At 62.9% G+C, this 25,784-nt stretch carries 20 protein-coding genes; 9 read left to right on the top strand and 11 right to left on the bottom strand.

All coding sequences use genetic code 11. The features are described from left to right. The first annotated feature begins 1,439 nt into the window (after nt 1-1,439). Nucleotides 1,440-5,504 carry a hypothetical protein gene (locus tag QP457_RS20115; RefSeq protein ID WP_205405242.1) on the top strand — a complete coding sequence of 1,355 codons (4,065 nt, stop codon included), beginning with the start codon at nt 1,440-1,442 and terminating at the stop codon, nt 5,502-5,504. A 440-nt stretch (nt 5,505-5,944) separates the two neighbouring features. Next, nucleotides 5,945-6,883 carry a hypothetical protein gene (locus QP457_RS20110; RefSeq protein WP_205405241.1) on the top strand — a complete coding sequence of 313 codons (939 nt, stop codon included), beginning with the start codon at nt 5,945-5,947 and terminating at the stop codon, nt 6,881-6,883. A 403-nt stretch (nt 6,884-7,286) separates the two neighbouring features. Here QP457_RS20110 and arr read toward each other — a convergent pair whose 3' ends face one another. Then, the gene (gene arr, locus QP457_RS20105; protein WP_205405240.1) at nt 7,287-7,721 is read right to left on the bottom strand and encodes an NAD(+)--rifampin ADP-ribosyltransferase; all 435 of its coding nucleotides are present in this window, start codon (nt 7,719-7,721) and stop codon (nt 7,287-7,289) included. Nucleotides 7,722-7,846: 125 nt separating this feature from the next. Beyond that, a complete protein-coding gene (locus tag QP457_RS20100; RefSeq protein ID WP_089237467.1) occupies nt 7,847-8,098 on the bottom strand; it encodes an accessory factor UbiK family protein in 252 nt (83 codons plus the stop codon). A gap of 158 nt (nt 8,099-8,256) precedes the next feature. Between QP457_RS20100 and QP457_RS20095 the strand changes: the two genes are divergently transcribed. Continuing rightward, nucleotides 8,257-8,595 carry a P-II family nitrogen regulator gene (locus QP457_RS20095; protein WP_032977217.1) on the top strand — a complete coding sequence of 113 codons (339 nt, stop codon included), beginning with the start codon at nt 8,257-8,259 and terminating at the stop codon, nt 8,593-8,595. 164 nt (nt 8,596-8,759) lie between these two features. Here QP457_RS20095 and QP457_RS20090 read toward each other — a convergent pair whose 3' ends face one another. After that, nucleotides 8,760-9,419 (bottom strand): RIO1 family regulatory kinase/ATPase, encoded by a 660-nt coding sequence (locus tag QP457_RS20090; protein WP_205405239.1) that lies wholly within the window; start codon nt 9,417-9,419, stop codon nt 8,760-8,762. A 441-nt stretch (nt 9,420-9,860) separates the two neighbouring features. Here QP457_RS20090 and QP457_RS20085 point away from each other — a divergent pair, with 441 nt between their 5' ends. Beyond that, nucleotides 9,861-10,766: an aspartyl/asparaginyl beta-hydroxylase domain-containing protein gene (locus QP457_RS20085; RefSeq protein ID WP_049465655.1), complete on the top strand. Its 906-nt coding sequence runs from the start codon at nt 9,861-9,863 to the stop codon at nt 10,764-10,766. Between the two features lie 112 nt (nt 10,767-10,878). Here the strand turns inward: QP457_RS20085 and speE are convergent, their stop codons facing one another. Beyond that, nucleotides 10,879-11,733, bottom strand: coding sequence for a polyamine aminopropyltransferase (speE, locus tag QP457_RS20080; RefSeq protein WP_191077689.1), 855 nt, complete (start codon nt 11,731-11,733; stop codon nt 10,879-10,881). Nucleotides 11,734-11,912: 179 nt separating this feature from the next. Here speE and speA point away from each other — a divergent pair, with 179 nt between their 5' ends. Both speA and QP457_RS20070 read left to right on the top strand, forming a co-directional pair. Then, the gene (gene speA, locus QP457_RS20075) at nt 11,913-13,802 is read left to right on the top strand and encodes an arginine decarboxylase (protein WP_099819728.1); all 1,890 of its coding nucleotides are present in this window, start codon (nt 11,913-11,915) and stop codon (nt 13,800-13,802) included. A gap of 43 nt (nt 13,803-13,845) precedes the next feature. Beyond that, nucleotides 13,846-14,166, top strand: coding sequence for a DUF6122 family protein (locus QP457_RS20070; protein WP_033832425.1), 321 nt, complete (start codon nt 13,846-13,848; stop codon nt 14,164-14,166). Nucleotides 14,167-14,352: 186 nt separating this feature from the next. Here the strand turns inward: QP457_RS20070 and QP457_RS20065 are convergent, their stop codons facing one another. The 3 genes from QP457_RS20065 to QP457_RS20055 are packed head-to-tail and all read right to left on the bottom strand — an operon-like array spanning nt 14,353 to nt 16,618. Then, nucleotides 14,353-15,672, bottom strand: coding sequence for a HAMP domain-containing sensor histidine kinase (locus QP457_RS20065; RefSeq protein WP_205405238.1), 1,320 nt, complete (start codon nt 15,670-15,672; stop codon nt 14,353-14,355). Continuing rightward, on the bottom strand, nt 15,669-16,328 hold the full coding sequence (locus tag QP457_RS20060; RefSeq protein WP_205405237.1) for a response regulator transcription factor: 660 nt from the start codon (nt 16,326-16,328) through the stop codon (nt 15,669-15,671). The genes QP457_RS20065 and QP457_RS20060 overlap by 4 nt, the downstream gene beginning before the upstream one ends. Further along, complete coding sequence (locus QP457_RS20055) at nt 16,328-16,618, bottom strand: PepSY domain-containing protein (protein WP_191077731.1); 291 nt, start codon at nt 16,616-16,618, stop codon at nt 16,328-16,330. Before QP457_RS20055 ends, QP457_RS20060 begins: the two co-directional genes overlap by 1 nt. Nucleotides 16,619-16,766: 148 nt before the next feature. Here QP457_RS20055 and QP457_RS20050 point away from each other — a divergent pair, with 148 nt between their 5' ends. Next, complete coding sequence (locus tag QP457_RS20050) at nt 16,767-17,201, top strand: PepSY domain-containing protein (RefSeq protein WP_205405236.1); 435 nt, start codon at nt 16,767-16,769, stop codon at nt 17,199-17,201. Nucleotides 17,202-17,580: 379 nt separating this feature from the next. Here the strand turns inward: QP457_RS20050 and QP457_RS20045 are convergent, their stop codons facing one another. The 3 genes from QP457_RS20045 to QP457_RS20035 all read right to left on the bottom strand — a co-directional run bounded on the left by QP457_RS20045 (nt 17,581) and on the right by QP457_RS20035 (nt 19,913). Then, entirely contained in the window at nt 17,581-18,072 is a 492-nt protein-coding gene (locus tag QP457_RS20045; protein WP_099819724.1) for a hypothetical protein, read from the bottom strand. 125 nt (nt 18,073-18,197) lie between these two features. Further along, nucleotides 18,198-19,406: an FAD-dependent oxidoreductase gene (locus QP457_RS20040; protein ID WP_205405235.1), complete on the bottom strand. Its 1,209-nt coding sequence runs from the start codon at nt 19,404-19,406 to the stop codon at nt 18,198-18,200. Nucleotides 19,407-19,418: 12 nt separating this feature from the next. Beyond that, entirely contained in the window at nt 19,419-19,913 is a 495-nt protein-coding gene (locus QP457_RS20035; RefSeq protein WP_205405234.1) for a lipocalin family protein, read from the bottom strand. A 182-nt stretch (nt 19,914-20,095) separates the two neighbouring features. On the opposite strand from QP457_RS20035, the gene QP457_RS20030 reads away from it, so the two are divergent. Further along, nucleotides 20,096-20,344, top strand: a complete 249-nt coding sequence (locus tag QP457_RS20030; RefSeq protein WP_025874572.1) for a hypothetical protein — start codon at nt 20,096-20,098, stop codon at nt 20,342-20,344. A gap of 90 nt (nt 20,345-20,434) precedes the next feature. Further along, the gene (locus tag QP457_RS20025) at nt 20,435-22,864 is read left to right on the top strand and encodes a DUF3772 domain-containing protein (protein WP_205405233.1); all 2,430 of its coding nucleotides are present in this window, start codon (nt 20,435-20,437) and stop codon (nt 22,862-22,864) included. 564 nt (nt 22,865-23,428) lie between these two features. Here QP457_RS20025 and QP457_RS20020 read toward each other — a convergent pair. After that, the gene (locus QP457_RS20020; RefSeq protein ID WP_205405232.1) at nt 23,429-25,534 is read right to left on the bottom strand and encodes a phosphoglycerol transferase I; all 2,106 of its coding nucleotides are present in this window, start codon (nt 25,532-25,534) and stop codon (nt 23,429-23,431) included. Nucleotides 25,535-25,784 lie beyond the last annotated feature (250 nt).

The raw sequence follows: 25,784 nt of genomic DNA, 5'->3' as shown, positions 1-25,784 counted from the left end.
GCACCGCCCGCCATAGCCGGCAGACGGATTGCCAGCCGGCACCACGCAGAGCAGTGCCGGCTGGCAAGCGTAAACATCATCACAACAGCGGGTTTTCGAGGCCCGACCACCGATGCACGGTGGCGCTGTAACGATTACCTGCTGTTGTGCGGATTGCCAAGGGGGTGGGGGCAATGCCGCCAAAACCCAAGACGTTTTTGGCATTGTCGCATGGGTGGACGTGCTGCAAGAGCCTTTGGGGGACAACGGATTCAGTGGTCATCGGGCTTTGTTGACCAGTTCCTCCGAAGGAGGATTTGCGACATGGCAATTGCGACATGCTTGTCTAGCGATACTGCTGGGACGTCCATGCGATGGGACTGGAAGATGCTGAAAATTGCTGCGCCAGCGGATCGGCACGATGCGCGCTTCTGGCTGGAATCAGGCTTAGGCGGCCTAACGTGTCTCGCCCCGTCTCTAAGCCGCCGCGGCGGCGGATCGTGCAGATGGTGGCTTTCCCATGATTGAGTGGCATTGGTCAGACTGGTGCCCCTTGCGACCATTGGTAGACTATTTTCCAGCCACTCCTTGCCAACGGGCACACGCTTCCACATCGATAAGAGGTAGGTCGCCAGTATCTCTCTTTCGGAGTGGCCCACAGATTGGCGTTGCCAGATTCGATCGACCTGGTCTTGCACTGGACCCTCAATCTGCCCGGCGAGATGTCGTCTCAGCTCATTAGGCTCAAGTCCATTGACGCTTGCCTCTGACTTAGGCTTGCTTGGCCGGCCTTTCCTCAGTTCAAGATCGTGCGCCCAGAGCCGATCATTGAAAGAAAAATCTTTGGGATGGGGTTGCGACAAATAATGGTCGCCCATGATCTCGAATCACTTTACGTCGAGAATGCTGCTGACAATGAGTAGCGCTCTAGTTACGTCCGGTCTATCGGTGGCGCAAACAGAATTGTGAAGAAGCCTATGGGTAGTGACTAGGACTTTGATTAAAATCCATCAATTTCATGTCCCGGGTAGCGCTTTGGGCGAGTCTGACTCATTGTGCTGTGCAAGAAAATTTATACGGTCCGGGGACGTGCGTTTGATGCTTATCCGTAGATACATCCGAAAGGGCGCTCGCACGATCTCTCTCTTCTGGCCGGGGGGCTCAAGATCATCGCTGATCTGCCCCAGCTGCTTGCAGAGGATCGATCAAGTGTTCGACCGTTGATTCGCGACCTCCTCAGCATTCCAGCGGCCACATGGCCGGCTTGATGCTCCCAATTGGACGGTGCAGTGGAGCAAGACTGCTCACTGGGAGGGGGCGCTCCCCAAAATGGCCCTCTGCTCTCCCCACGGAACATCGGGTGTTTCATGCGGCTGCAACGTGCTATACGTCAGCCCAAGCTTGGGGCGGGCAGCTCCCGGCATAACATTCTTACTGTTAGAAGAAAGTCCTTAGCCAATATGTCCTCCACTTTCAGCGATCTACCAGAGCCTCTTGCGGGCCCTCGCGAGCTTCCGGGCGACCCTGCGCGCCAAGCCGTTGCCTCTATTCGAGGCATCGTGTATCAGATTTGGTGGTCGATCGATGCATGGCTAAGGTTGAGCTCGCCGGATGAAATCATCTTCTTGGAGGGCGCCGAAGATCTTGACCAAGTAGCATCGAGCGGAGCCATCGCCGGACAAATCAAGCACGAGGCAGACAGGCTTTCACTCAACAACCAGCGGTCCCATGAAGCATTGGAGAACTACTGGGTGCTCAGCCAGCGTGAATCGACAAGGCGCGTTGAGTTCCATTACATCACGACCGCGTCCGCCGCAATGGAGAGAGACGCACAGTTCGAAGGTGTCGCGGGCCTTGAGGCTTGGCGAATTGCTCAAACAAATTCTGAAATGGCGGCGCGAATTCAGGCTTACTTGCTAACAAAGCTAGCTCCCAACAGTGCACTAAGATCATTCCTCATGTTAGCCACGACGGAGCAAGTCAGGGAAAGGCTAATTAGCCGATTTCATTGGTTTCTGGCCCAGCCCGGCCTCGATCAGGTGAAGCAAAGCGTTGACGACAGGCTGGTGGCTCGACTAAATGAGGAAAAGATCTCGCTATCCTACGTGGGGCCGGTCCGGGATCGGCTTCATTCCTTCGCCTGCGATGTGCTTGTCCGCCCAGAGTCTGCAAAGCGCCGCTTAGGTCTTGCAGACCTTCTCCGGGAGATTGACGCAGCTACGACGGAACACGTCTCAGTCCCCGCGCATCAGTATCAGCAGTTCCAAGCCGCACTTCAAACGGGTGCCTTTGACCCCGGGGCTGCTCTCCTGAGAGTGATGCGGCTGCCGGTTCCACAGACGCCAGAGCCACTCCTGAATCGAGCAAGTCTCGTTGAACACGTTAGCTTTGAAATTGCGCAGCGGAAGGCAGTACTTTTAACCGGAACCATCCACAAGGGAAAGACGACTATCGCGCAACTCGTAGCGAATGCACTCTGCCCAGATGCCTGGTGGTTCACGGTGGCCTCTCGTAATGTCGTTGACATCGACAATCTACTGAAGGCGATAGCGGCATGCATTAGTGATGAATCAACGCCCTCACTTGTTGTAGTCGACAACATAGACCTATCTCCTAACGCACATGCGGTGTATGGGCAGACGTTGGCGTTGCTGGTCAGTCGCGCCAGACGCTCGGGTCGTGGCTTGCTTCTGACCGCGCGCGGTGAGTCGGTTGAAGCGGCAGAGCTTTCGGACTTTGATGGCGTACAGGCCATCGATGTTCCAGAAATGCACGTCGAAGATGTCCAACAGCACTGTCTGAGCAATGGCTGCGCCGAGAATCTTTCGCAAATTTGGGCAACCTTCATTCGAGGAGCTACCGGAGGGCACCCCAAGTTGGTTCAGGTGAGGATCTCTGAGCTCGCAATGAAAGGGTGGCCGCCACCTGCGCCAGCTGAGCTCATGTCAGCTTCGCCAGCTATCACTAATGCCAAACATATCGCAAGGCGGATGCTGAGCGGAGCCGTCGCGCCGGAGACAGCAGCATTTGTATACACCGCCGCAGAGGCGACGCTCGCTCTGACCCGTCCGATGTTGCTGAGCCTTACTCGAGCTGTGGGAGGCATCATAAATGGCGGCGATGTCATTGATTGTTTGCATGGTAAGTGGCTAGAGCAGGTTCGCGGCGGTCGGTTAAGTGTCACTCCGCTGTTGAAGGGGGCTGCTGTAGATGTCTGGTCAGTGGAGCGCAGGCAGCTTGCCCACGGCCATATCTACGACGCAATCGCAGGCGTTGGGGGCCTTGATGACGCCGACGCTGCGGCGCTCCTGTTTCATGCCTACATCGCGCAGGACGCGCGCCGCCTGGCGCACTGCGCTCGAGTTCTGGAGTCCATTGGCGAGGAGACGGTGTCTGCCGCTGTGTTTCAGCATCTGGTTTGGTTGCCGTATGTGTCGTTGTCCGAAGGTCAGCGATTCTTTGAACCGCAGCCTTTCGTGAGTGCTATGTTGCGCCAGCTTCAGTTCTCCGTGGCAAGCGAGATTGACTCTGAGGCCCTTCCAGCCATCTTGGCCCGTTGGACCGAAGAGGTTGATCAGATTCCTGAGGCTGAGCCGCGTGCGGCATTGCAAGTCATGCGCTGCTCCAAGTTGCTCAGCAACAGAAATCCGCGGGTTTCATTAAGATCCAAGATAACTGCAATTGGCACCCTCAGCAGACTAAGGGGTGAAGCTGCCGATGCGGCTGAGGAACTTGGCCGTCAGTTTTTAGAGAAAACAATTGATCCGCTCGACGGCATACCGGAAGGCGCGACGAGTACGCAACTCTATCTCTCGCTGCAAGCGTCTTTTGTGCGGGACTTGCGTGGTTTGACGGAAGTGCTCGACTGGCTTGAGCTGGATTCTGATGCCGATGATAGGGAAGCCTTCGAAGCCGTTCTCCGTTGGCCCCTGGTTAACTCTTGCGGAGCATTCGTACACGGGGCGTGGGCCTCGCAGAGCGGCAGCGAGAGCGAATGGGCCCCGACGCTCTCGTTGCTGATTCGAGCTGACGGCCTCGCGAGTCGCTTCGGACTTGCCCAGTTCGGAAGTGAGGTCTCCAAAGCCCTGTCGATCGTCCAGGGTGAGTATCTTCATGATCATGCAGCTGCGATGCAGACTCTAACGAAGGCTGCCGCGACCTTCGGAGAGACCTCCACGATTCGCGAACAGCGAGTTAATGCACTCTTCCAAGCAAATGATAATGTCGGCGCCCTCGCAGAATGGGAATCCCTCATCTCTGACCCCGACGCTGCGAAATACATAGACGCGTTCGCATTCCGACGAGCAGGAATATGCGCCTGTCGTCTCGAACGATGGGCGTCGGCTGAGGAATATTTTCTTGCTGGTGCCGCTGTTCGGCACGAGTACAGTCTCAATATCACGAGATTTGGACTTGTGCTTGACGCCAGCTATGTTGTGGCCATGGCTGGCGCGCCTCAGCGCGCCGCACGAATGCTTGCCGACATGTTGTCTGATTTGCCAGTGGCGGCTCAGGAAGAAGGGCATGAAGATTGGGAGGCACTAATCCGACTCGTCAACGGCGTGTGCAACTTCATCGACGCAATTGCGAGACAGAAAGACACCCTTGCACTGAGTTTGCCTTTCGGTAAGGCCTCTGAGCCTGGCCTGAGCTTTGGTTCGTCACAGCCCAACCAGGCCGTGCGGACTCAGCTTGCCATCGCGAAAGCCGGTCTATTGGCTTCGCAGCTTGGATCCATATCCTCAGAGTACCGCGCTCAGTTGGGGGCGCTGGAAACATCGAATTCTGTGCTAGTGAGATCATGCGTCGCAGATGCCACGCTCGCATTCGAGTTCAATGCTGGGACAGGGGTAGGGTTTGTTTCCGCGCTCGTGGCTTATGAGCGGACGTTCAAAACTTTCTCATCAGCATCTGGGCGCCCTCAGGAAGGGCAAAGTGAAGGCGGTGACATCTCCCTGACTCCGTCAAAGTTGAACGTTGACGGATTGTTTGCGCTGTTTGCGGCAGCTGCCATTTGCTGTGATAGTCCAGCGCAAGCCATCGCCGCGTGGCAAGGTAACGCATCGCAAACTTGGGGGGGCGACAGTGTGATCGTCTCGGTACTTGCCGACATGACCCGCGGGCTGGCACTGCCGAATCAAGATGCCCTTGCCGCTGTGAGCGGCCGAGCAGAGTGCTCAAATGCCGAAGCCTTCGGGGCGGCGCTAGTGCTGATGCAGGAGTCCTCGCTCACTCCCGAAGAAACGTTTGGCATCCAGCGTCTTGCAGCGTCGGCCACTGTATGCCACTCCGAAGGCCTGCTGCTTCAGAGCGCTTTCGGCAAGCCTGTGGCGCGTCGATTCTCTGTGGCGTGGAAACGGTTGGCCTCGAGCCCAATCTTGTTCGCATCGCCAGATCACCTTCCCGCGCTGCTAGAGACAGCTGCTGCAGTCGAGCGAGGAGAGGCTTCCATCCGCGCACTTTTAAGTGCCGCGGCGCAGTCCGTTGGAACAGTTCTCGGCGAGGTTGAAAATAGGCTCGAATGAGTTTTACTGCACAGATGGTATGTGCAAATTTCCGCTGCAGCGAGACCGTCCACCGGAAGATTTCTTTGCAATCCGTGAACGGTTAGAGCGAAGGGATTGAACAGGAAGTGGCGGCTCACGACGATGACGTCCGAGAAGTCGAGGGGGCGTGGGCTAATGGTCCTTTCCATATTCAGTGTGGGATATGGACCTTCCCGCGACTGTACTGATTGCCCTCGGATGAGAAGTGCGGGGAAATCAGATGTCTCTTCATGGCTGAAATCTGATGCTTAGCTGTGTTGAGACTAGGAACATCTATCGATGGCAGATTAAACTAATCTGGTGCCGAAAAGGACCTAAGGGGAAAGTTCTCAGCTCCCTCCGTGGCAGGATATTAACAACGGCTGGCTTTTACAGAGGGGCCGCCCGTACTATCAACTGACTAAAGCGAGGAACAACCTTTGACTCTTATTTTGCTGGGGCATGAAATCAGTCGGACGGATGCTCATAGCTCTCTCCGTTACGAGAAAGCTCGTCCGATGGGGCTCTTCGCGGTAGCGGATAGTGCTCTGACCCGGAAGGATGGGCTGGAAGATGGAAGGGCGTCTTATCGGACGCTACTTACGGGCCTGGAGAAGGTCCATGAACTGAATATTAAAGTTCTGAGACCTGACATCTTACGCAATGGGCGTTTTCAGAGCTACCTTTCGACCCCCGCATATGAAGGTAGGGCGTTTCTGGCGTTTGCCGGAAATGCCAACTCTGCGCATCATGTGTTGAACGCAGTTCGTAATAATCTGAATAGTCTTGTGGTCAGCTATAGATTTGACTTTCAAAAAGGAGAGCCCAAGCGGTTTATTATGATCAACGGCCGGGATGAAAATCCTATGCGCGATCAGGGCGTGGCATTCGACGAGGAAACATTCTTCGAGGCAGATGTTGAATTGCTCTTTACGGCCGAAAATTTTTCCCGCGTCGTCGCCCAGGCCATTGAATCAGCTCTTCAATCCGTGGTGACTCATTGTCAAAGCGAAAAGGACGTGAGACTGGCCAATGCGACCTTCGCCTTCGGGGTGTGGTGCCCTGTCTCCAAAGTGCATTCACTTTATCATTTCCAACCGCAGCGCGAAATGGAGTTCGGGCAGCTAAGGCTAGTGGCCAAGCCTCGTGCAGTTTCTGAAGGCGAGGTGTTAGCCTTAGGGACGCAGCGAGTTATCGATGAGCTCCCCATTCAGAAAGTTTACGAGGCTGCGCTGGCAGAGGAGAAGTCGCCCGCAGAAGCTTTGCACGCCCTGATGGATCGCGATATTGATCAGGAGCACGCAGCGTTCACTGGCTACCCCATCAATCGCCCACTATTCCGTGTTTTTCTCAAAGAAAACAATCTTAAGCGATTGTAGCTCGGCGCCACGCTTCGCCAGATCCTTTCGATGGGTCTGGTTGAATAACTGAAATGAGCGAGGACATTGATCTCTTTGAAGCTGGAAATTGGGCATGGGAATCCCGATGTGGCGCCATTGACAATCATTTTGGGCGCAGTGGTGAGTGGGTGGGAGTAAGAATGTCGGTGGGCGTAGCGCTTCGGAGAGTCGATTTGAATCGCAGAAAAGGACTCGATGGTGGGTCCAATATTTGCAAAGAGACCATGAGTTGGAGAGGTTTTAGGTAAGCCAAACTCACTGGCCGGACATGGCGTTTATGCTTGAATTTCCGGTTACTCCGAAGCCTGCTTCTGGTCGAAAGTGCACATGGCCCGACAATCAGGTCTATCACTCTTCCGTAGGCCAAGGTGGGCGCTATTCTTCAATTGATGATCTCCCCACTCCCCGAAGCAACAAACGCCCTCAGCTGCCGAACGAACTCCGCATCGTAGGCTTCCCACTCCGTAATCTCCCCAACAACCCGCAATGGCTGCGCACTCCGATACGACCGCGTCGGATTCCCAGGAAACTTCTTGTTGGTCACGTTCGGATCGTCCTCAAACGGCCCGGTCGGCTCCACCACATACACACGCGGCCGCCCCTCACCCCGAGCCATCTCCGCAGCCAGCCCGGCGCCCTTGGCAATCGTCGTGAAGTAGATGTGGTTCATCACCACGCTGTCGCGGTAGTTGGAGCGGAATCCCGCGCTCAGCAGTTCGCCCACCGCGAGGTCAGCGCGGGTGCCGTGATAGAACGGCCCGGCGACCTGGTCGCAGGTGTCATGCGAAACGGGTGTCCATTCGGTGTCCTGTGCCATCGGCACTGCCCCTACCTGTCCTGCCGGATCGACAGGCCGGCGAGTCTAGGGCGCCGGGCGGGCCTTGCGGCAAGGCCCCATCAGGGAAATACTCTGTAAGTGGGAGGCGCGGCGCGCCTCCTTTTTCATTCTGCCTTGCTGCGGCCTTCCAGCTCGCGCACCGCTGTTTCCAGCGCATCCAGCTTCTCGCGGGTCTTCAACAACACCGCGCGCTGCACTTCAAACTCTTCGCGGGTCACCAGATCCAGCTTGGCCAGCCCCGCCTGCAGCGCGCTCTTGAAGGTGGCCTGCAGTTCTTCGCGCGATTCGCGCAGGCCCGGCGGCACCAGGTCGCTGAGGCGACGGGCGAGGTCATCGATTTGGTTCAGGTCGATCATGGGGTGCTCCGTGGGGTGGTGGGCCTGCGCATCCGGCGCGGCCACGGCTGTTCGGCGATAAGGATACTGCTGGCCCCGGGCTGCCGGACAGGCGCTGCGGGTTTCGCACCGGCCGCGTTCAGGCGCTATCCTCCACGCCGGAATACAGGAGATAGACGATGAAGATGGTCATGGCGGTGATCAAGCCGTTCAAGCTCGACGACGTGCGCGAAGCGCTGGCCGAGCGCGGGGTCACCGGGATCACGGTGACGGAAGTGAAGGGCTTCGGTCGCCAGAAGGGCCATACCGAGCTGTACCGCGGCGCCGAGTACGTGGTCGACTTCCTGCCGAAGGTGAAGCTGGAAGTGGCGGTGACCGACGATCAGGTGGAAGTGGTGGTGGAAGCCATCGTGAAGGCGGCGGGCACCGGCAAGATCGGCGACGGCAAGGTGTTCGTGTACGACCTGGGCAGCGTGGTGCGTATTCGTACGGGTGAGCTGGACGCGGACGCGTTGTAAGCCGTTTTGTTGTGGAGCCGAGCCCATGCTCGGCTGATGCAAAGAGTAGCCGAGCGTGGGCTCGGCTCTACAGAAAAGCGGTCGAGCAAGCTCGACCCCTACAGGTAAACCGGTAAAGCGGGTGAAGCGGTCGAGCAAGCTCGACCTCTACCAGAGCGAAGCGCCTACCGGCGCTTGGCCCAATTGTAGAACCGCTTCCAGCCCTGCCGCACGGCCGCCACCCAACCCGGGTCGGCCACCATGGCCGCTTGCGCAGCACTCGGCGCCTGGCCGGTCACGCGCTGGCGCATCTTCAGCAGATTCTTCATGTCGCTGCGGCTCAGCTGCCGGCTCAGCGGGTTGCGGCGCAGCCAGCGCGGTACGCGCCAGGCCGAGGTGAAGTCCAGCAGCACCGGAACACCGGCGCTGACCACCACGTTGGTGCCATGCAGGTCGTTGTGGGTGATGCCGGCGGCGTGCAGGCGGCTCAGCGCGTGCTGCAGCTGCTCGAACACTTCATTGCCCACCGCCTGCGCGGTGCTGAGCGTCTGGCCGGGGATGAATTCCATGCCCAGCGCCAGGCCGCCGAGGGTGCCGAGCAGGGCCGGGGCGTGCTTCCAGCCGCCCAGGCGTTCCAGCATGCGCGCCTCGCGGCGCACCATCAGCCGGGCGATCGGCGACACGGGGGTGCCACGGTAGCGGGAGTAGTCCTTCACCACCGCCGGACGACCGTCCAGGCAGGTGCGGTAGACATCGGGGGCGAGGAAGCGCTCACCGCGCTTGAGCAGCAGCGGTGCCACGGCGTCATCGCCGCAGGACGGGGAGGGAGTAATGGAAGGGATCATGTGGGGTCTCGGGCGACCCGGTGGGCGGCGCTGAAGCGTCAAGCGAACCGGTACGACTTGGGTAACTGGCTAAACTTTCGTTAAGTCAATTTTAGTACCGGCGAGTTCGCTATTCCACGATTTGTCGGAGAAATGTCGGCGTCGTGGCTGGAACAGTTCGTCACATACATTCGGACAATTCTGTCTCACTTTTTTAAAAGGCATTGAATTTCAATGGCTTGCAAGGCCGGCCGTCTCCGCTCACACGGCAGCGCTGTGCGCCGCGCACGCCCGGCTTGACCCCAGCGCACGGCCTGCCGACCATAAGCTGTTACACGCGACATCGACGGCCGCACCCACCCGGCACGTCCCCGTCTCCTGCCGCGTTCCCCCACTGATGCCGGCCCTGCGGCCGCATCGCCCTGTTTCCCTGTCCGGCGTGTGCTGGAGGAAAGTGTTTTGATCATCAAAATCGTACTTGCGGCGCTGTTCGTGTCCTGCGTGCTGTACATCCACTTCCGTGGCAAGGTCCGTGCGCGCTGGTCGCGCCAGCTGCTGGACCATTCCAGCTTCATGGCCCCGATCAACGTGGTCATGTACATGTTCTCGAAGGTGCCGACCACGCCGTTCCTGGACCCGGGCAAGGAATTCCCGCAGCTGGAGCCGCTGCGGCAGAACTGGCAGATGATCCGCGACGAGGCACTGGCGCTGCGCGATGCGCAGGCGATTGCTGCCTCCAGCACGTTCAACGATGCCGGCTTCAATTCGTTCTTCCGCCGCGGCTGGAAGCGCTTCTACCTGAAGTGGTACGGCCCCTCGCACCCGTCCGCCAAGGCGATGTGCCCGAAGACCACCGCGCTGCTGGAATCGCTGCCCGACGTGCGCGCGGCGATGTTCGCGCAGCTGCCGTCGGGCAGCGAGCTGCGCCCGCACCGCGATCCGTTCGCCGGTTCGCTGCGCCTGCACCTGGGCCTGGCTACGCCCAACAACGATGCCTGCTACATCGAAGTGGACGGCATCAAGAAGAGCTGGCGCGACGGCGAGTGGATGATGTTCGACGAGACCTACATCCACCATGCGCACAACGAGACGCCCGATGACCGGGTGATCCTGTTCTGCGATATCGCCCGTCCGCTGCGCTTCGGCCTGCCGGGCCTGTTCAACCGCCTGGTGGCGTCTACGCTGCTGGCCGGTGGTGCATCGCCGAACCTGCCGGGTGACCCGACCGGCGGCGTCAACAAGGCCTTCGGCAGCGTCTACAAGGTGCGGCTGAAGGCCAAGGCCCTGCGCGAGCGCAGCGTGGTGGCCTACCAGGTGATCAAGTGGGGCCTGGTGGTGGCGGTGATCGCTGGTATCTGGGCGCTGTAAGCGGACGGCCGCCGGGCATGGCCCGGCGCTACCGGAAAACGAAAAACCCGCGCTGTCGCCAGCGCGGGTTTTTGCTTTGGTAGGTGCCAACCTTGGTTGGCACGCGTTTCGATCAGCCCTTCAGCGCCGCCTTCACGAACGGCGGGGTCACCAGCACGCCGGTGTGCAGCGCGGCGGTGTAGTACAGGGTGTCGAAGGTCTTGGCGGCCGAATCGGCCTGGCGGAAGTCGAAGCTGCTGTCGCCCTTGCGCGCCAGGGTCACGCTCCACCAGCCGGTGGGGTAGCACGGCTGCGGGAACGGCAGGGTCTTGAACGAGCCGAAGCCCGCCTTGCCCATCTCGGTACGCATTTCGTTGATCAGCTCCAGCTGCATCAGCGGCGACTCGGACTGCTGCACCAGGATGCCGTCGTCCTTCAGGGCCTTGAAGCAGCTCTCGTAGAACGCCTTGTTGAACAGGCCTTCGCCCGGGCCGACCGGATCGGTCGAATCGACGATCACCACGTCCACGCTGCCGGCCGGGCAGTTGGCCATGTAGGCCACGCCGTCATCGAACATCAGCTCGGCGCGCGGGTCGTTGTTGGAATCGCACAGTTCCGGGAAGTGCTTGCGCGCCATCACCGTCACCTGCTCGTCGATGTCGCACTGGGTCACGCTCTCCACGCCCTTGTGCTTGAGCACTTCGCGCAGGGTGCCGCAGTCGCCGCCGCCGATGATCACCACGCGCTTGGGCGCGGCGTGGGTGAACAGCACCGGGTGGCTGATCATCTCGTGGTAGAAGAAGTTGTCCTTGCTGGTCAGCATGATGGCCCCATCGATGGTCATCAGGTTGCCCCAGTCGGTGGTCTGGAAGATCTCGATCTTCTGGAACGGCGACTGCACTTCGTCCAGCTTGCCGGTGATGCGGTAGCCGATGGCCGAGCCGGTGCGCTCGAAGTGTTCGATGTACCAGTTGCTGTTGTCAGTCATGGGAAAGCATTCCTGTTCGGAAGGGATGGAGCCGGGCTGAAGGCGGGGTGCCACGCATCCGGACGGATCGGCCCGTTCAGGTTGGAATCTGCCGCGGGCGCGGGCGCGCATGATAACGAACCTGTGGGCATATAGGCGTTATCATGCCCCCCCTTTTATTTGCCACAAGGCCGACTGCAATGACCGATTGGTCCCTCGACCAAGCCCGCAAGACCTACTCGATCCCGCACTGGGCGGATGGCTATTTCGACGTGGATCAGGCCGGGCACATGGTGGTGAGACCGACCGGGGCGGATGGCCCGGTGGTGTCGCTGCCCAAGGTGGTGGATGCCGCGCGCGCGGCCGGCGCCAAGCTGCCGCTGCTGGTGCGCTTCCCGGACATCCTCGGCCAGCGCCTGGGCAAGCTGCAGGCGGCGTTCGCCCAGGCCCAGCAGGATTGGGACTATCCGGGCGGCTACACCGCTGTGTACCCGATCAAGGTGAACCAGCACCGCGGCGTGGCCGGTACCCTGGCCAGCCACCACGGTGAGGGCTTCGGCCTGGAAGCGGGCAGCAAGCCGGAACTGATGGCCGTGCTGGCGCTGTCGCGCCCGGGTGGCCTGATCGTCTGCAACGGCTACAAGGACCGCGAGTACATCCGCCTGGCCCTGATCGGCCGCAAGCTGGGCCTGCAGACCTTCATCGTCATCGAGAAGCCGTCCGAGCTGAAGCTGGTGCTGGAAGAATCCAAGGCGCTGGACGTGAAGCCGGGCCTCGGCGTGCGCATGCGCCTGGCCTCGCTGGGCGCCGGCAAGTGGCAGAACAGCGGTGGCGACAAGGCCAAGTTCGGCCTGTCCCCGCGCCAGCTGCTGGACCTGTGGAAGTCGCTGCGCGACACCGAATACGCCGACTGCCTGAGCCTGCTGCATTTCCACATGGGCTCGCAGATCTCCAACGTGCGCGACATCGCCAACGGCATGCGCGAGGCCACCCGTTACTTCGTCGAACTGTCACAGCTGGGTGCGAAGATCACCCACGTCGACGTGGGCGGCGGCCTGGGCGTGGACTACGAAGGCACCCGTTCGCGCAGCTTCTGCTCGATCAACTACGGCCTGAATTCGTACGCCAGCAACATCGTGCAGCCGCTGGCCAACGCCTGCGAAGAACACGGCCTGACCCCGCCGCGCATCGTCACCGAGTGCGGCCGCGCGATGACCGCGCACCACGCGGTGCTGATCGCCAACGTGTCCGAAGTGGAACAGGCGCAGGAAGGCCGCGTGCCGGACCAGCACGACGACGAGCCGGCCTCGATCCGCCACCTGCGCGAGATCCACGAAGAGCTGGACGTGCGTCCGGCGGTGGAGCTGTTCCAGGAAGCGCAGCACTTCCATGCCGAAGGCCTGTCCAGCTATGCGCTGGGCCAGATCGACCTGCCGCAGCGTGCGCGCATCGACGATCTGTTCTATGCCATCGCCCATGGTGTGCGTGCGCGCCTGAGCTACGACGAGAAGAGCCATCGCCCGGCGCTGGATGAACTGAACGAGCGCCTGGTCGACAAGTACTTCGTCAACTTCAGCGTGTTCGAGTCGATTCCCGATGCGTGGGCGATCGACCAGGTGTTCCCGATCGTGCCGATCGAGCGCTTGAACGAGACACCGGACCGTCGCGGCATCATCGCCGACATGACCTGCGATTCCGATGGCATGGTCAAGACCTATGTCGAGAACGAAAGCCTGGACAGCTCGCTGCCGCTGCACGCGATCAAGCACGGCGAGAGCTACCGCATCGGTTTCTTCATGGTCGGTGCCTACCAGGAAATCCTCGGCGACATCCACAACCTGTTCGGTGATACCGACGCGGTGGAAGTGCTGGCCGATGCCGATGGCTACGCCATCACCCAGCAGCGTCGCGGCGACACCACCGACGTGATGCTGGACTACGTGGGCTACAAGCTGGATGACCTGCGTGCGGCCTACGCCGACCGCGTGGCATCGGCGGACCTGTCGCCGGAGCGCGCGCAGGAACTGTCCGAAGCGCTGGAAGCGGGCCTGACTGGTTATACCTACCTGTCCGACGAACCGCTGATCTGAGGGTGACGGGAACGCCGGGCATGGCCCGGCGCTACCGGTGCTGATGAGCGCGCGCGCGATCTTCCACTTGTTCCTGCATGCCGCCGTGCCAGCCCTGCTGGCATGGCTGTTCTGGCGCAAGCGCTTTGCGTCGGCGTGGCTGTTGCTACTGCTGGGCTGGATCATCGACCTGGACCATCTGCTGGCCGATCCGATCTACGCCCCGAACCGTTGCAGCATCGGCTTCCATCCACTGCATACCGCGCCGGCGATCGCCGTGTATGCGGGCCTGTGCGTTCCGAAGAAGACGCGGCTGGTGGGGATTGGTTTGATGATCCACATTGTGCTGGATGCCATCGACTGCTGGTGGATGCACCACCGTTGATGCTTGATGCGTGTCGACCGAGGTCGACACCTACCGGGGCGCACGATAACCCACGGAACTGACGCACTGCTTTGGTAGATGCCGACCTTGGTCGGCGCTCTTGATGCGTGTCGACCAAGGTCGACACCTACCGGGTGGCGCGTGATCCGGTAGCGCCGGGCCATGCCCGGCGAGCGCAGCGGCGCGTCACCCCACCGGCAACCACAGCGTAGCGCGCAACCCCGGCTGCGCATTCTCCAACGCCAACCGCCCGCCATAACTGGCGGCGATATCACCGACGATCGCCAGCCCCAGGCCGCTGCTGCTTTCGCGCTCATCCAACCGCACGCCGCGCTGGGTGACCTGCGCCAACGCCTCGGCTGCCAGACCCGGGCCGTCATCGCGCACATCGATGCGCAACTGCCCTTCGTCGACGCGCGCCGTTACTGTCACGTCCCGCTGCGCCCACTTGCCGGCGTTGTCGAGCAGGTTGCCAAGCATTTCTTCCAGGTCTGCGCTGGCGCCGGCGAACTGCAGGTCGCTGGCAATGCCCGCGGCCTGGAACTGCAACGCACGCTCGCCATGCACCCGTGCCATCAACCGGCACATCGCCTGCGCCACCGCTGCCACCGGCGTGCGTTCGCGATGATCAGCGGTCAGCCCGGCGGCAAGATAGCGATCGACGCTGGCCTGCATGCGCGCGCCCTGCTCACGCAGCGTGTTACGCCACTCGCGGCCTTCGCCATCGGCTTCGGCGGCAAGCACGCTCAGCGGTGTTTTCAGCGCATGCGCCAAGTCCTGTGCACTCGTACGCGCGCGCGCCACCATCCGTTGCTGGTGGTCCAGCAGTGCATTGAGTTCCTCACCCAGCGGCGCGATTTCAGCGCCTAATCCCGCTGTATCGATGCGCTGTGCATCGCCGCGGCGCACACGCTCCAGCTGCGTACCGAGGCGTTGCAGCGGGCGCAGGCCGAAATGCACCTGGCTGGCCAGTACCGCCAGCCACGCGGCAACCAGTACCGCCAGCGCCATCGCGCTGCGTTGGCGGAACGCGGCCACATCCGCGTCCAGTGCGCTGCGATCAGTGGCGACCACGGCGACATAGGGTTCGTTCGCGCGTGGCAGGCGCACCTGCTGTACGCGCGCGCGCAGCGACTGCTGCAGCGGGCCAGGCAAATTGCGTTCGGCCGCGCCATTGGCGGCCACGGGCAACGTCTCGTCCCACAGCGAACGCGACTGCAGCAGCACCTTGCCGCTGCCATCGGCGATCTGCCAGTAAGCACCGGAGAACACGCGCTGGAAGCGCGCGTCGTTGGGCTCCTGGCGCAGCTGCAGTTGGCCGTCGGCATCGATCTCGGCCTGTGCCAGCAGGGTCAGCATGTCCTGCTGCAGTTCGTTGTCCAAGCGGTCGCGCGCGCTGCGCTTGAACAGTTCGCCCAGCAGCGCGCTGGCCAGTGCCGAGACCAGCAGCAGGCCGATGCCACCGGCCAGCAGCAGCCGGCGTCGCAGTGACGGTTGCCGGCTCACGGCGCGGTCAACCGCCAGCCCTGGCCGCGTACGGTCTGGATCAGGTCGGCGCCGAGCTTGCGGCGCACGCGCCCCAGCAGCACGTCCAGCGCATTCGAATCGGGATCGTGACCGCCATCGAACACGTGTTCACCCAAGCGGTCACGGCCGATCACCTGGCCGCTGTGGTGGATGAAGTAGCTGAGCAGACGGAATTCCTGTGGGCTCAGTGCCAGTGCCTGGCCGTCCAGATCGAAGCGCCCGGCATTGACGTCCAGCTGCAGCGGGCCGCACTGCAGGCGTGGGCTGGCATGGCCGTGGCTGCGGCGGATCAGTGCGCGCAGGCGCAGCACCAGTTCGTCGGCCTGAAAGGGTTTGGTCAGGTAGTCGTCGGCGCCGGCGTCGAAGCCGGCCAGCTTGTCGTGCCAGCGTCCGCGCGCGGTCAGCACCAGCACCGGAAAGTCACGGCCATTGCCGCGCCAACGCTCGATCACGCTCAGTCCATCCAGCCCGGGCAGGCCCAGATCGACAATGGCGGCCTGCAGGTCTTCCACCTGGCCGATCTCCTCGGCCTGGCGACCATCGGCCACCACGTCGACCACGTAACCGGCCTGTTCCAGCAGCGGCTGCAGGCGCTCGGCCAACGCGGCATCGTCTTCGGCCAACAGGATGCGCATCAGTCGTCCAGCTCCGTCTTCAGCAGCCTGCCGTTGCGCGCATCATAGTCCAGCTCCACCACCACGCCGTCGGCGCGCAGGATCTCCACTTCGTACACGCCATCGTCCAGCTCCACTTCCAGCAGCTGGCCGGGGTGGCGCTTGAGCGCATCGCGCACCACGCTTTCCAGCGGCACGTAGCGGCCCTGTTGCACGGCCCGGCGCGCCACCTGCTGCGCCGGGTCCTGGGCGGGGCCGGTGGCGGTCGGGGCGCTGGCCAGCGCCAGCAGCAAGGGCAGGGAAGACAGGATCGGCACGTGGATGATGGGGAATGGGGAACAGGCACCAGTGTGCGGCCGCTGACTAACCATTGGCTAACAGCGCCGGCTAAGTGGCTGTTAACCACGCGGCGCATCGTGGCGTTGCCGGGATGGTCCGGCACCAAACAGGAGAACCCCCATGTTGAAGTCGCTCACCCTCGCCACTGTCGTCGCGTTCGCCGTCACTCCCGCTGCCCAGGCCGCACCGCTGGGCATGGCCCAGGTCGAACAGACCCTGCGCAAGGCCGGCTACACCCAGATTCATGAGATCGAGCGCGATGATGGCCTGTGGGAAGCCGATGTCAGCCGTGCCGACGGTCGCTTCAGCGAGGTGTATGTGGACCCGAAGACCGGCGAGATCTTCGACGAGCACGATAGCCGTGCACAGCTGAGTACCGAACAGGTGCTGGCCAAGGCGCAGTCGCAGGGGCTGCGTGAGATCCATTCGCTGGAACGCGATGGTGCAACGTGGTCGCTGGAAGCCCGCAATGCCCGCAACCAGCGCGTGGAAGTGCGCCTGAGTGGGTATGACGGCCGCATTCTGCACAGCGAGCGCGATGGCTGGCTGGATTGATGCCTGATGGGGTGGGTGTGTCGACCCAGGTCAACAGCTACCGGGTAGAGCCGGGCGCTGGCCGGGTCGAGCTGCGCTTCGGTAGATGCCGACCTTGGTCGGCACAAGGCCGGAAAAGCGTGTCGACCAAGGTCGACACCTACCGATTGATGGCGGGTAGAGCCGGCCGCTGGCTGGATTGAGCTGCGCTTCGGTAGATGCCGACCTTGGTCGGCACAGGGCCGGAAAAGCGTGTCGACCAAGGTCGACACCTACCGATTGATGGCGGGTGGAGCCGGCCGCTGGCTGGGTTGAGCTGCGCTTTGGTAGATGCCGACCTTGGTCGGCACAGGGCCGGAAGAGCCTGTCGACCAAGGTCGACACCTACCCAGGGCGTGGATTACCAGCCGTAAGGCGGCGGGTAGTCCCAATAGCCCGGGCCACCACCGTAGTAGCCACCACCACCATACGGCCCAAAGAAGCCCGGGCCCTTGCCTTCGCTCACGTGGATGTTGACGTTGACCCCACGGGTCTTGCCTTCATCGTTGGTGTAGTTCTTGCTGAGGTTGAGCGTGGCGGCGTTGTAGTGGGTGTTGCCGTAATTCTTGGCGTAGCCGATGCCGGTGGTGAAGCTGCCGGACACCTTGACCTTGTCATCCGTCACGTCGGCGATGCGGCCGTCGCCGTTCACGCGCGGGCCGGTTTTGTCGCCGTAGAACGTGCCCGGCGGATCCTGCTGCAGGGTCGGATCGTTGAGATAGCGGATCGGCGTCTGCGGCACGGACAGGTCCAGGCCGGAGGCCTGCGGCGCGGTGGCGCCGGCGGCGGACTGCGCCAACGCGGTCCCGGGCAGGGCGGCCAGGCACAGCAGCAGGGTCAGGGGGCGGATCATGACGGCGCTCCAACGGAGAGGGGCCGCGCAGCACGCGGCGGTACAGGCCGACGCTAGCAGGCGTTGCTTGAATGATGCCTGTCGGCGCCCGCTTGCGGTAGAGCCAAGCCATGCCTGGCTGCACGCTACAACCGCCCGAATCCAAACAGCTCCTGCAGCGGGTGCCGGCGCCGCTCGATCCGCGCCCGCAGCAGTCCGGCGCCGATCATCGAATAGGTGATGCCGTTGCCACCATAGGCCATGGCGAACTGCACCCGCGGGCCCCACTGCTTATGCGGGCCGAAGAACGGCAGACCGTCGGCGGTCTCGGCAAAGGTGCCTGCCCACGAGAACGCCGGGGTTGGCTGCAGGTGCGGGAACCACTGCAGCAGCTGCTTCATCAGTTTGCGGGCCTTGCTTTCCACCCGGCCATCGCGGCGGGCGGGAATATCGATGGCATCGTCCAGCCCGCCCACCAGCAACCGGCGGTCGCCGGTGGCGCGCAAGTACAGGTAGGGACGCGCGCTCTCCCAGACCATCGTGCGCTGCAGCCAGCCCAGTTCGTCGGCGTTGATCGGGTCGGTGATGAAGGCGTAGCTGCTGCGGTTGCGGGCTACGCGCGGGTCCAGCCATTGCTGGTTGGCATAGCCCATCGCCAGCACCACGTGGCGGGCGCGGATCTGCATGCCGGATTCGGTGCGGGCGGTCACGCCGCGCGTGCTGGGGGTGAGGGCATGCAGCACGGTGCGGTCGTGGACCACGCCGCCGCGCCGACGCACACGCTCGAGCAGGCCATAGGCCAGACGGTACGGATCCACGCGCGCGGCCTGGCGGGTCAGCAACGCGCCGCCGGCATCGACGCTGAAACGTTCCTGCAGCGCCTCCCGGTCCAGCCAGCGCGCATCCAGGCCGATGCCACGGCGCGCCTCGCCTTCGGCCATCAGCCGCGGTACGTCACGGCGGCGACTGGCCAGGTACAGGCTGTCCATCTGCTTGAAATCCACGTCCTTCAGGCCGCGTGCCACTTGGCGCAGGGCCGGGATCGCATCCGCGCATGCCTGGTAGGCCAGCACCGCAGCGTCTTCGCCATACTGTGAAGTCAGCTCCAGCAGATGGGTGTCGATCTCGTACTGCAGCAACGCGGTACTGGCTGCGGTGCTGCCCCAGCCGATGTCGCGCTGCTCGATCACTGCAACGTCGTGCCCATGGGCCGACAGCTCATCGGCGATCAGCGCGCCGGTGATGCCGCCACCGACCACCAGCACATCGCACTGCAGATCCTGTTCCAGCGGCGGAAAGGCCTGGATCAGGCCGTTGCGCACCGCCCACCACGGGTAGCCACTCTTCAGGTCCATGCGCGTTGGTGCTCAGGCAGTGGGGTGGCCAGTATGCGGGGTCTGGATCAGTTCGGACAGATCGAAGCCCTGCAGGCGTGCGGCTGCCAGATAATGGTCCTGCACGGTGGCATCCAGCCGGGGCTCACGCGCCAGCAGCCACAGGTACTTGCGATCCGGGCTGCCGACCAGGGCAACGCTGTAGTCCGGCGCCACCTGCATCACCCAGTAGTCACCCTTGGCGAAGGGCAGCCAGCGCAGGCCCTTGGGCAGGAAGCTGACTTCCAGCCGCGCGCTGTCGTTGTCGATCGCGCACGCCTCACCGGTGGCTTCCTCGACCTCGCCGTCCATGCGGCAGCGGTTGGTGACACCCACGCTGCCGTTGTCGAGCAGGTGGTAATGGGCCGACACATCGGTGCAGCCCTCCGGCTCGTGGCGCATCGGCAGGCGGGCGATCTCGTACCAGGTGCCCAGGTAGCGGGGCAGCTTGAGGTCGGTGACGGTCTTCAGGGGCGGCAGGTCGGTCATTGTCAGGCGTGGCAGGAGAGGACCTCCAAGATGACGAGGACACTGCCACGGGCGGGTGAAGCCGGGGCGAGGGCCATGTCCAGAACATTCCGTCGCCCCGGCGGAGCGCGTGCCGTCATCGGCGCAGCGGTATGCTTCCGCCAGCGCCGCGTTTTTCCGATCCAACCGCAGTGGAGGTGCCGATGTACCAGGTGATCCTGTTGAAGAGTGAAACCCAGTTCGCCCGCGAGCAGTGGCCGCAGGTCGACGATCTGGTGGACTACGAAGGCGTGGCCTACAGCCTGCGCGCCGGGCCGCGCCAGCCGTTGCCGACCGACCATGCCTGGCACCCGATCGCGGTGTACGCACCGGACGAGATCACCGAGGAAGAATTCCAGGACTGGTACGCACTGCAGCAGCCACAGGTGGAAGAGCTGCGGCTGAAGTACTGAGCCGCCGCCACCCGCCAGCGCCTGCGCATCCGCCGTTTACAGCACCTGCCGTATAGTCGCGCGCAGGCGCGGTGGTCCGCGTGAACCGGTGTGGCTGGCTTGTCTTCCTTCTTCCGAACGATCCTGGTGCGTGGCCCGTGGTTGGGCCTGCTGTTGTGCTGCACGTTGCTGCTGGCTGTGCCGGCGCTGGCCCAGGATGATGACCCCACACCGAAGCAGCAGCTGGCGCAGATCGACAGCACGCTGAAGGATGTTGAGCGCAAGCGTGTTGATGCCGAAGCCACCGAAACGCTGGGCACGCTTTCGGAAACTGCATCGCAGGCCAAGCGCGATGCCGAGGCGCTGGAAAAGACCCTGCAGCCGCAGCTGGACCAGCTCAACGAGCAGCTGACGCAGCTGGGCGATGCGCCCAAGGACACCACTGAACCGCCGGAGCTGGCCGCGCAGCGGCGCACGCTGACCCGCCAGCGCGATGCCCTGGTGGCATCGATTGCCCAGGCCAGATCCAGCGCCGTGCGTGCGCAGCAGCTGAGCGCGGACATCGACAAGCAGCGCAACGCGCAGCGCACCGAAGAACTGGGGCGCAAGGTCGCCTCGCCGCTGTCACCGACGCTGTGGCGACAGGTGGCCGACCAGCTGCCAAACGACATCGCCCGCGTCACGCCCTTGGCCCAGCAGGGCCGTGCTGCGCTGACCACGGCCATTGCCACCCATGGTTGGGGCACGTTGCTGCTGGGGCTGGCGGCGGCACTGGTGATGATGTTCCCGCTGCGTCTGTGGCTGCGCGCGCTGGGGCGCCGGTTCGCTGCGTCCGAGCGTGCCCCCGACGGCCGCCTGCGCCGCTCCGGCCTGGCCATGTGGCTGCTGCTGGTGGGTACCTTGCTGCCCGGCTACGCCGTGGTGGTGCTGGTGGCTGCGCTGGATGCCATCGGCGCGATTCCGCCGCGCCTGCAGAGCGTGGCTGAAGGCGTGCAGGCGGCGACGTTCGCTGCGGCCTTTATTTCCGCGCTGAGCGCCTGCCTGCTGGTGCCCAAGCGGCCCTCGTGGCGGCTGCTGAACCTCGATGACACCGCCGCGCTGAAACTGCGCAAGTACGCCTGGGGCGCTGCGGCACTGGCCTGGCTGAGCACGGTGCTGGTGGCACTTGATCGCGCCACGCGCACCAGCGATGTCACCACGGTGGCGCTGGACGGCGTGATCGCACTGACCTACCTGGGCCTGATCATGGCCATGCTGGTGACCCTGGCGCGCCTGCACCGGCGTCAGACCGCCGAGGCCGAGGCGAAGCTGGAAGCACAGGCCGACGGTCTTGGCGCACAGCTGCCGGTACGACGCAGCAGCTGGCTGGTGCTGGCCCGCGTGGCGGGCAACATCGCCGTGGTGGCCGCGATCATCGCCACCCTGCTGGGTTATGTGAACTTCGCCAAGTTCGTGAACCAGCAGCTGATCGGCGGCAGCATCGTGGTGCTGGCGGCAACGCTGCTGTTCAAGTTCGTCGACGATTTCTCCACCTGGCTGCTCAACGCCGACAGCAAGGTTGGCCAGACCATCCTGCTCAGCACCGGACTGAGCGTGTCGAAGCTGGAACAGGCGGGCGTGCTGCTGTCGGCGATGCTGCGCACCCTGGTAGTGTTGATCGCCCTGCTGGCGCTGGCCGCACCGTTCGGCAACATCGGCACGATCGTTGAACGCATTGCCTCGCTGGCCAATGGCATCGTGATCAACAAGGACCTGACGCTGCAGCCGGGCCGCATCGTCACCGGCGTGCTGGTGCTGCTGGTGGGCATGGGCCTGACCCAGCTGCTGCAGCGCTGGTTGACCGATACCTACCTGCCCAAGACCGAACTCGACCTGGGTGCACGAAATTCGATCAGCACCATCGCCGGCTACGTCGGCATCATCCTGGTGGGCCTGTGGGCGCTGACCGCGATGGGCCTGAACCTGAAGAACCTGGCGCTGCTGGTCAGCGCGCTCTCGGTGGGTATCGGCTTCGGCCTGCAGGCGATCATCCAGAACTTCGTGTCCGGCCTGATCCTGCTGACCGAGCGGCCGGTGAAGATCGGTGACTGGGTGAAGCTGGGTGACCAGGAAGGTGATATCAAGCGCATCAACGTGCGTTCGACCGAGATCCAGGTGAGCGACAAGTCCACCTTGATCGTGCCCAATTCCGAACTGATCACCAAGACCATCCGCAACATGACGATGGGCAACAACCAGGGCCGCATCCAGATCCAGTTCGCGGTGCCAGCCAGCACCGACGTTGCGAGCCTGCGACAGGCGCTGCTGGATGCCTACGGTGCGCACAACACGGTGCTGCAGCAGCCGGCGCCGTCGGTGTACATCGACAGCATCGCTGGCGGCCAGATCACCATCAACAGCTTCGCCTACGTGGCCAGCCCGCGACAGGTGTATGGCACGCGCAGCGATCTGTATTTCAGCCTGCTGCAGATCCTGGCCGGGCGGAACATTCCGTTGTCCACGCCAACAGACATCCACATCACCCGCGATCCGCAGCAGTAAGAGGGTGGGTCGGCAGGGCTGCGCCCTGCACCTGCAGAAGCCGAAGCAACGGCAACAGCCGAAGCAACAGCAAACGCGGGTATTCCGTGGGGTGGCGGGGCGGTGTCGGATTGCGGGGACGCCGCAAGTACGTCCTTGTAGGCTTGGCAGCCGCATCCATGCGGCTGACACCCCGCAATCCGACACCGCCCCACCTTCGACAGTTTCCCGATGTCTGGTAGATCCACGCCATGCGTGGATGAATCTCCATCGAAATCGAATATTTCGACAATTGATCAAAAAGCATCCACGCATGGCGTGGATCTACGTGTCGACCAAGGTCGACACCCACCAGAAGCAGGCCATGACATTCCGACAGATCGCGGAAATCTGTCGAAGGCGGGGTGGGTCCGGTTGCGGGGGCGTGAGCGCCATGGATGGCGCGACCGAGCTTACATGGATGTACTTGCAGCGTCCCCCGCAACCGGACCCACCCCGCCATCCCACAGGAAACCCGCTTTTGGTTCGGCTGTTGCCGTTGCTTCGGCTTCTGCAGGTGCAGGGCGCAGCCCTGCCGAACCCCCTTTACCCCCGCGGTCGCCCGCGTGAGGGCACCAGTGCGAACGTATCCACTGCCAGCTTCTCGGCGTGGTTCAACCACGCGCGGATTTCCAGATCGTCCACTTCGTGGTCGAGGCCGAACGACACGTTGATCTTGCCGTCTGCATCGGGCTGCACCCACTGCTGGGCCAGCACCACCTTGCGCTGCGAAGACACCGCTTCGATCCAGAAACCGCGATCCGGGCGCGTGCTCGCCACCAGCTGCAGCATGTACTGGCCGGCGCGGGTACGGCGGCCCTTCTGCGTGATCATGTGTGCCTGGCGCACGCTGGGGCGGGGGCCCTGGAACGCATCCAGCGGCGCATCCACGTCGATGCCGTTGCGCAGCTGGCCATCGCGGTACAGCTTGATGCCGTTGTCGCGGTTCACCAGCAGCGCGCACCAGTCGCCGTCGGCTGAGCCATCCTCGAACGCGGTGCAGCGATCGACGTAGGCGAGTGTGTTGTCCGGGTCGGCATCGTCGAACTGGCGCGAGGTGTTTTCCAGATACACCGATTTCAAGTCCCAGTCCTTGTCGTACTCCAGCAGCACCGGCGGCTGCACGTGCTGCAGGCCGACAACGACCTGGTCGTCACCGTCGATCTTCAGCTGCCGCGTCGGTTCACCCAGCCACAGCGAGCGGGCGAAGGCTAGGTATTGCGGATAGTCGCGGCCGCCATCGCGGCGCGCGGCGGCGCTGGCACTCGGTGTGCGCTTGTCGTCCAGCAGCGAACGGCCGAAGCCCATCGTCTGCAGGTTCGGATCGAGCAGGCTGAGCAGGGTGGCACCCGAGTCCAGCGTCGAGCCGTCTTCGGCGGCCAGCTGGCGCGGGGCCACGCCGTCACCGAGGAACAGCAGCAGGTTCTCGCGCTTCTGCCTGGTCAGGATATGGCTGAGGTCATTGGGCATGGCCAGGTGATCGGATGCGATCACGATCAAGGTGTCCTTGCCATACGGGCTGGCCTGGATGCGCTCGACCAGCTGCGAGATCAGGCGGTCGGTGCACTTGAGTGCGTTGAGCATGCCGATGTTGCCGTACTGGCTCTGGTAGCGCTCGCCCTTGCAGGCCACCGGCAGATGCCCGGCCGGGTGATGCGTGTCCATGGTCAGCGTGGTCAGCATGAACGGTGCGTCCTGCCGCGACAGCTGCTCGAAGCGCTGGTAGGCAGTGTCCAGCAGCACGTCGTCATGCACGCCCCACGCCGAATAGTGGATGCGGCCGATCTTCTTCTGCTGCTTGAACCAGGCCAGGTCATGTACTTCATCGAAGCCATGGCTGGCCAGGAACTGGCCCTTGCCGGCGAACTGGCCGTTGGCGCCACCCAGATAGTGGTTGGTGTAGCCCTGCTGCTTCAGGTAGTCGCCCAGGCACACGGCCTTGGGCAGGAAGCTGCCCATCCGGTCCATGCTGTTCTCATCGCCCTGCGAGGTGGTCAGCGGCACGCCGCACATCGACGACACCAGGCCTGCGATGGTCCAGCCGCCGCCTTCGGCCGAGACCAGCCCGCGCACATCCAGCGACTTGGCCGCCAAGCGGTTGAGATTGGGCATCAGGCCGGGAAACACGGCCTCATCCAGATAGGTGCGCTCCAGGCTCTCGCCGTAGATCCAGACGATGTTGCGTGGGCGCTGCAGAGCCTGCGTGGGCACCTGGTATTCGGGGGCGATACGGGCGAAATCCACCGGGCGCAGCTGCTGGTACAGGCGTTGGCCATCGCGCGCCAGCGGGCTGATCATGATCGTGGCCACCCACAGCGCGGCGAAACCGGCAAACCACGCACCACCGGACGTGGGGCGGCGCCAACGCTTCACCCGCGTCGCGAACAGCGGCAGCAGCGACACAGCGGCCAGCACGATGAAGCCGGCGATATAGCCCTTGAAGTCGGCGACACCGGCGCCTTCCATGTCCGCACCCAGGTGGTACAGGGTAGCGGCGTTGAGTCCGTCGCCGGACAGCTTGTCGATCAGCCACCAGGCGCTGAGCGCCAGCAGCAACAGCGAGAACAAGCCGGCTTTCCACCACACCCACTTTGCGGACGCGAGGAACAACCAGGACAACAACAACAGCGACAGCAGCAGAATCCAGAGCATGGGCAGCTTCGGCAGTGACGGGGTGGCGATGGACGTCGTACCGACGCGTGTCCATCCGACCGGCGCTGCTGCAAGCACATCTGCATGACAGGCCGATGACCCGATAGTGCATGCACGAACCTGACTGAAATGTTTGTTGAAATCGCGCGTGCGATATCACGCCGCGAACGTAAATCGAGCGTGAAAACTCACGCTCGATTGCATTAAAAAACGCATGAATGCGCTGTTTTCGTAGATCCACCACACGCGT

Origin of the sequence: Stenotrophomonas sp. As-7 (genome assembly GCF_030291015.1) — a bacterium.
GTDB lineage: Bacteria > Pseudomonadota > Gammaproteobacteria > Xanthomonadales > Xanthomonadaceae > Stenotrophomonas > Stenotrophomonas lactitubi.
The sequence above is the reverse complement of the archived record's forward strand: the minus strand, read 5'-3'. Positions and strand labels throughout refer to the sequence as shown.

Coding starts and splice junctions, on each gene's coding strand:
- QP457_RS20095 (WP_032977217.1), top strand. CDS start 8,257: ATGAAGATGGTCATGGCGGTGATCAAGCCGTTCAAGCTCGACGACGTG.
- QP457_RS20050 (WP_205405236.1), top strand. CDS start 16,767: ATGTTGAAGTCGCTCACCCTCGCCACTGTCGTCGCGTTCGCCGTCACT.
- QP457_RS20100 (WP_089237467.1), bottom strand. CDS start 8,098: ATGATCGACCTGAACCAAATCGATGACCTCGCCCGTCGCCTCAGCGAC.
- arr (WP_205405240.1), bottom strand. CDS start 7,721: ATGGCACAGGACACCGAATGGACACCCGTTTCGCATGACACCTGCGAC.
- QP457_RS20090 (WP_205405239.1), bottom strand. CDS start 9,419: ATGATCCCTTCCATTACTCCCTCCCCGTCCTGCGGCGATGACGCCGTG.
- QP457_RS20115 (WP_205405242.1), top strand. CDS start 1,440: ATGTCCTCCACTTTCAGCGATCTACCAGAGCCTCTTGCGGGCCCTCGC.
- QP457_RS20060 (WP_205405237.1), bottom strand. CDS start 16,328: ATGCGCATCCTGTTGGCCGAAGACGATGCCGCGTTGGCCGAGCGCCTG.
- QP457_RS20030 (WP_025874572.1), top strand. CDS start 20,096: ATGTACCAGGTGATCCTGTTGAAGAGTGAAACCCAGTTCGCCCGCGAG.
- speE (WP_191077689.1), bottom strand. CDS start 11,733: ATGACTGACAACAGCAACTGGTACATCGAACACTTCGAGCGCACCGGC.
- speA (WP_099819728.1), top strand. CDS start 11,913: ATGACCGATTGGTCCCTCGACCAAGCCCGCAAGACCTACTCGATCCCG.
- QP457_RS20035 (WP_205405234.1), bottom strand. CDS start 19,913: ATGACCGACCTGCCGCCCCTGAAGACCGTCACCGACCTCAAGCTGCCC.
- QP457_RS20040 (WP_205405235.1), bottom strand. CDS start 19,406: ATGGACCTGAAGAGTGGCTACCCGTGGTGGGCGGTGCGCAACGGCCTG.
- QP457_RS20045 (WP_099819724.1), bottom strand. CDS start 18,072: ATGATCCGCCCCCTGACCCTGCTGCTGTGCCTGGCCGCCCTGCCCGGG.
- QP457_RS20070 (WP_033832425.1), top strand. CDS start 13,846: ATGAGCGCGCGCGCGATCTTCCACTTGTTCCTGCATGCCGCCGTGCCA.
- QP457_RS20020 (WP_205405232.1), bottom strand. CDS start 25,534: ATGCTCTGGATTCTGCTGCTGTCGCTGTTGTTGTTGTCCTGGTTGTTC.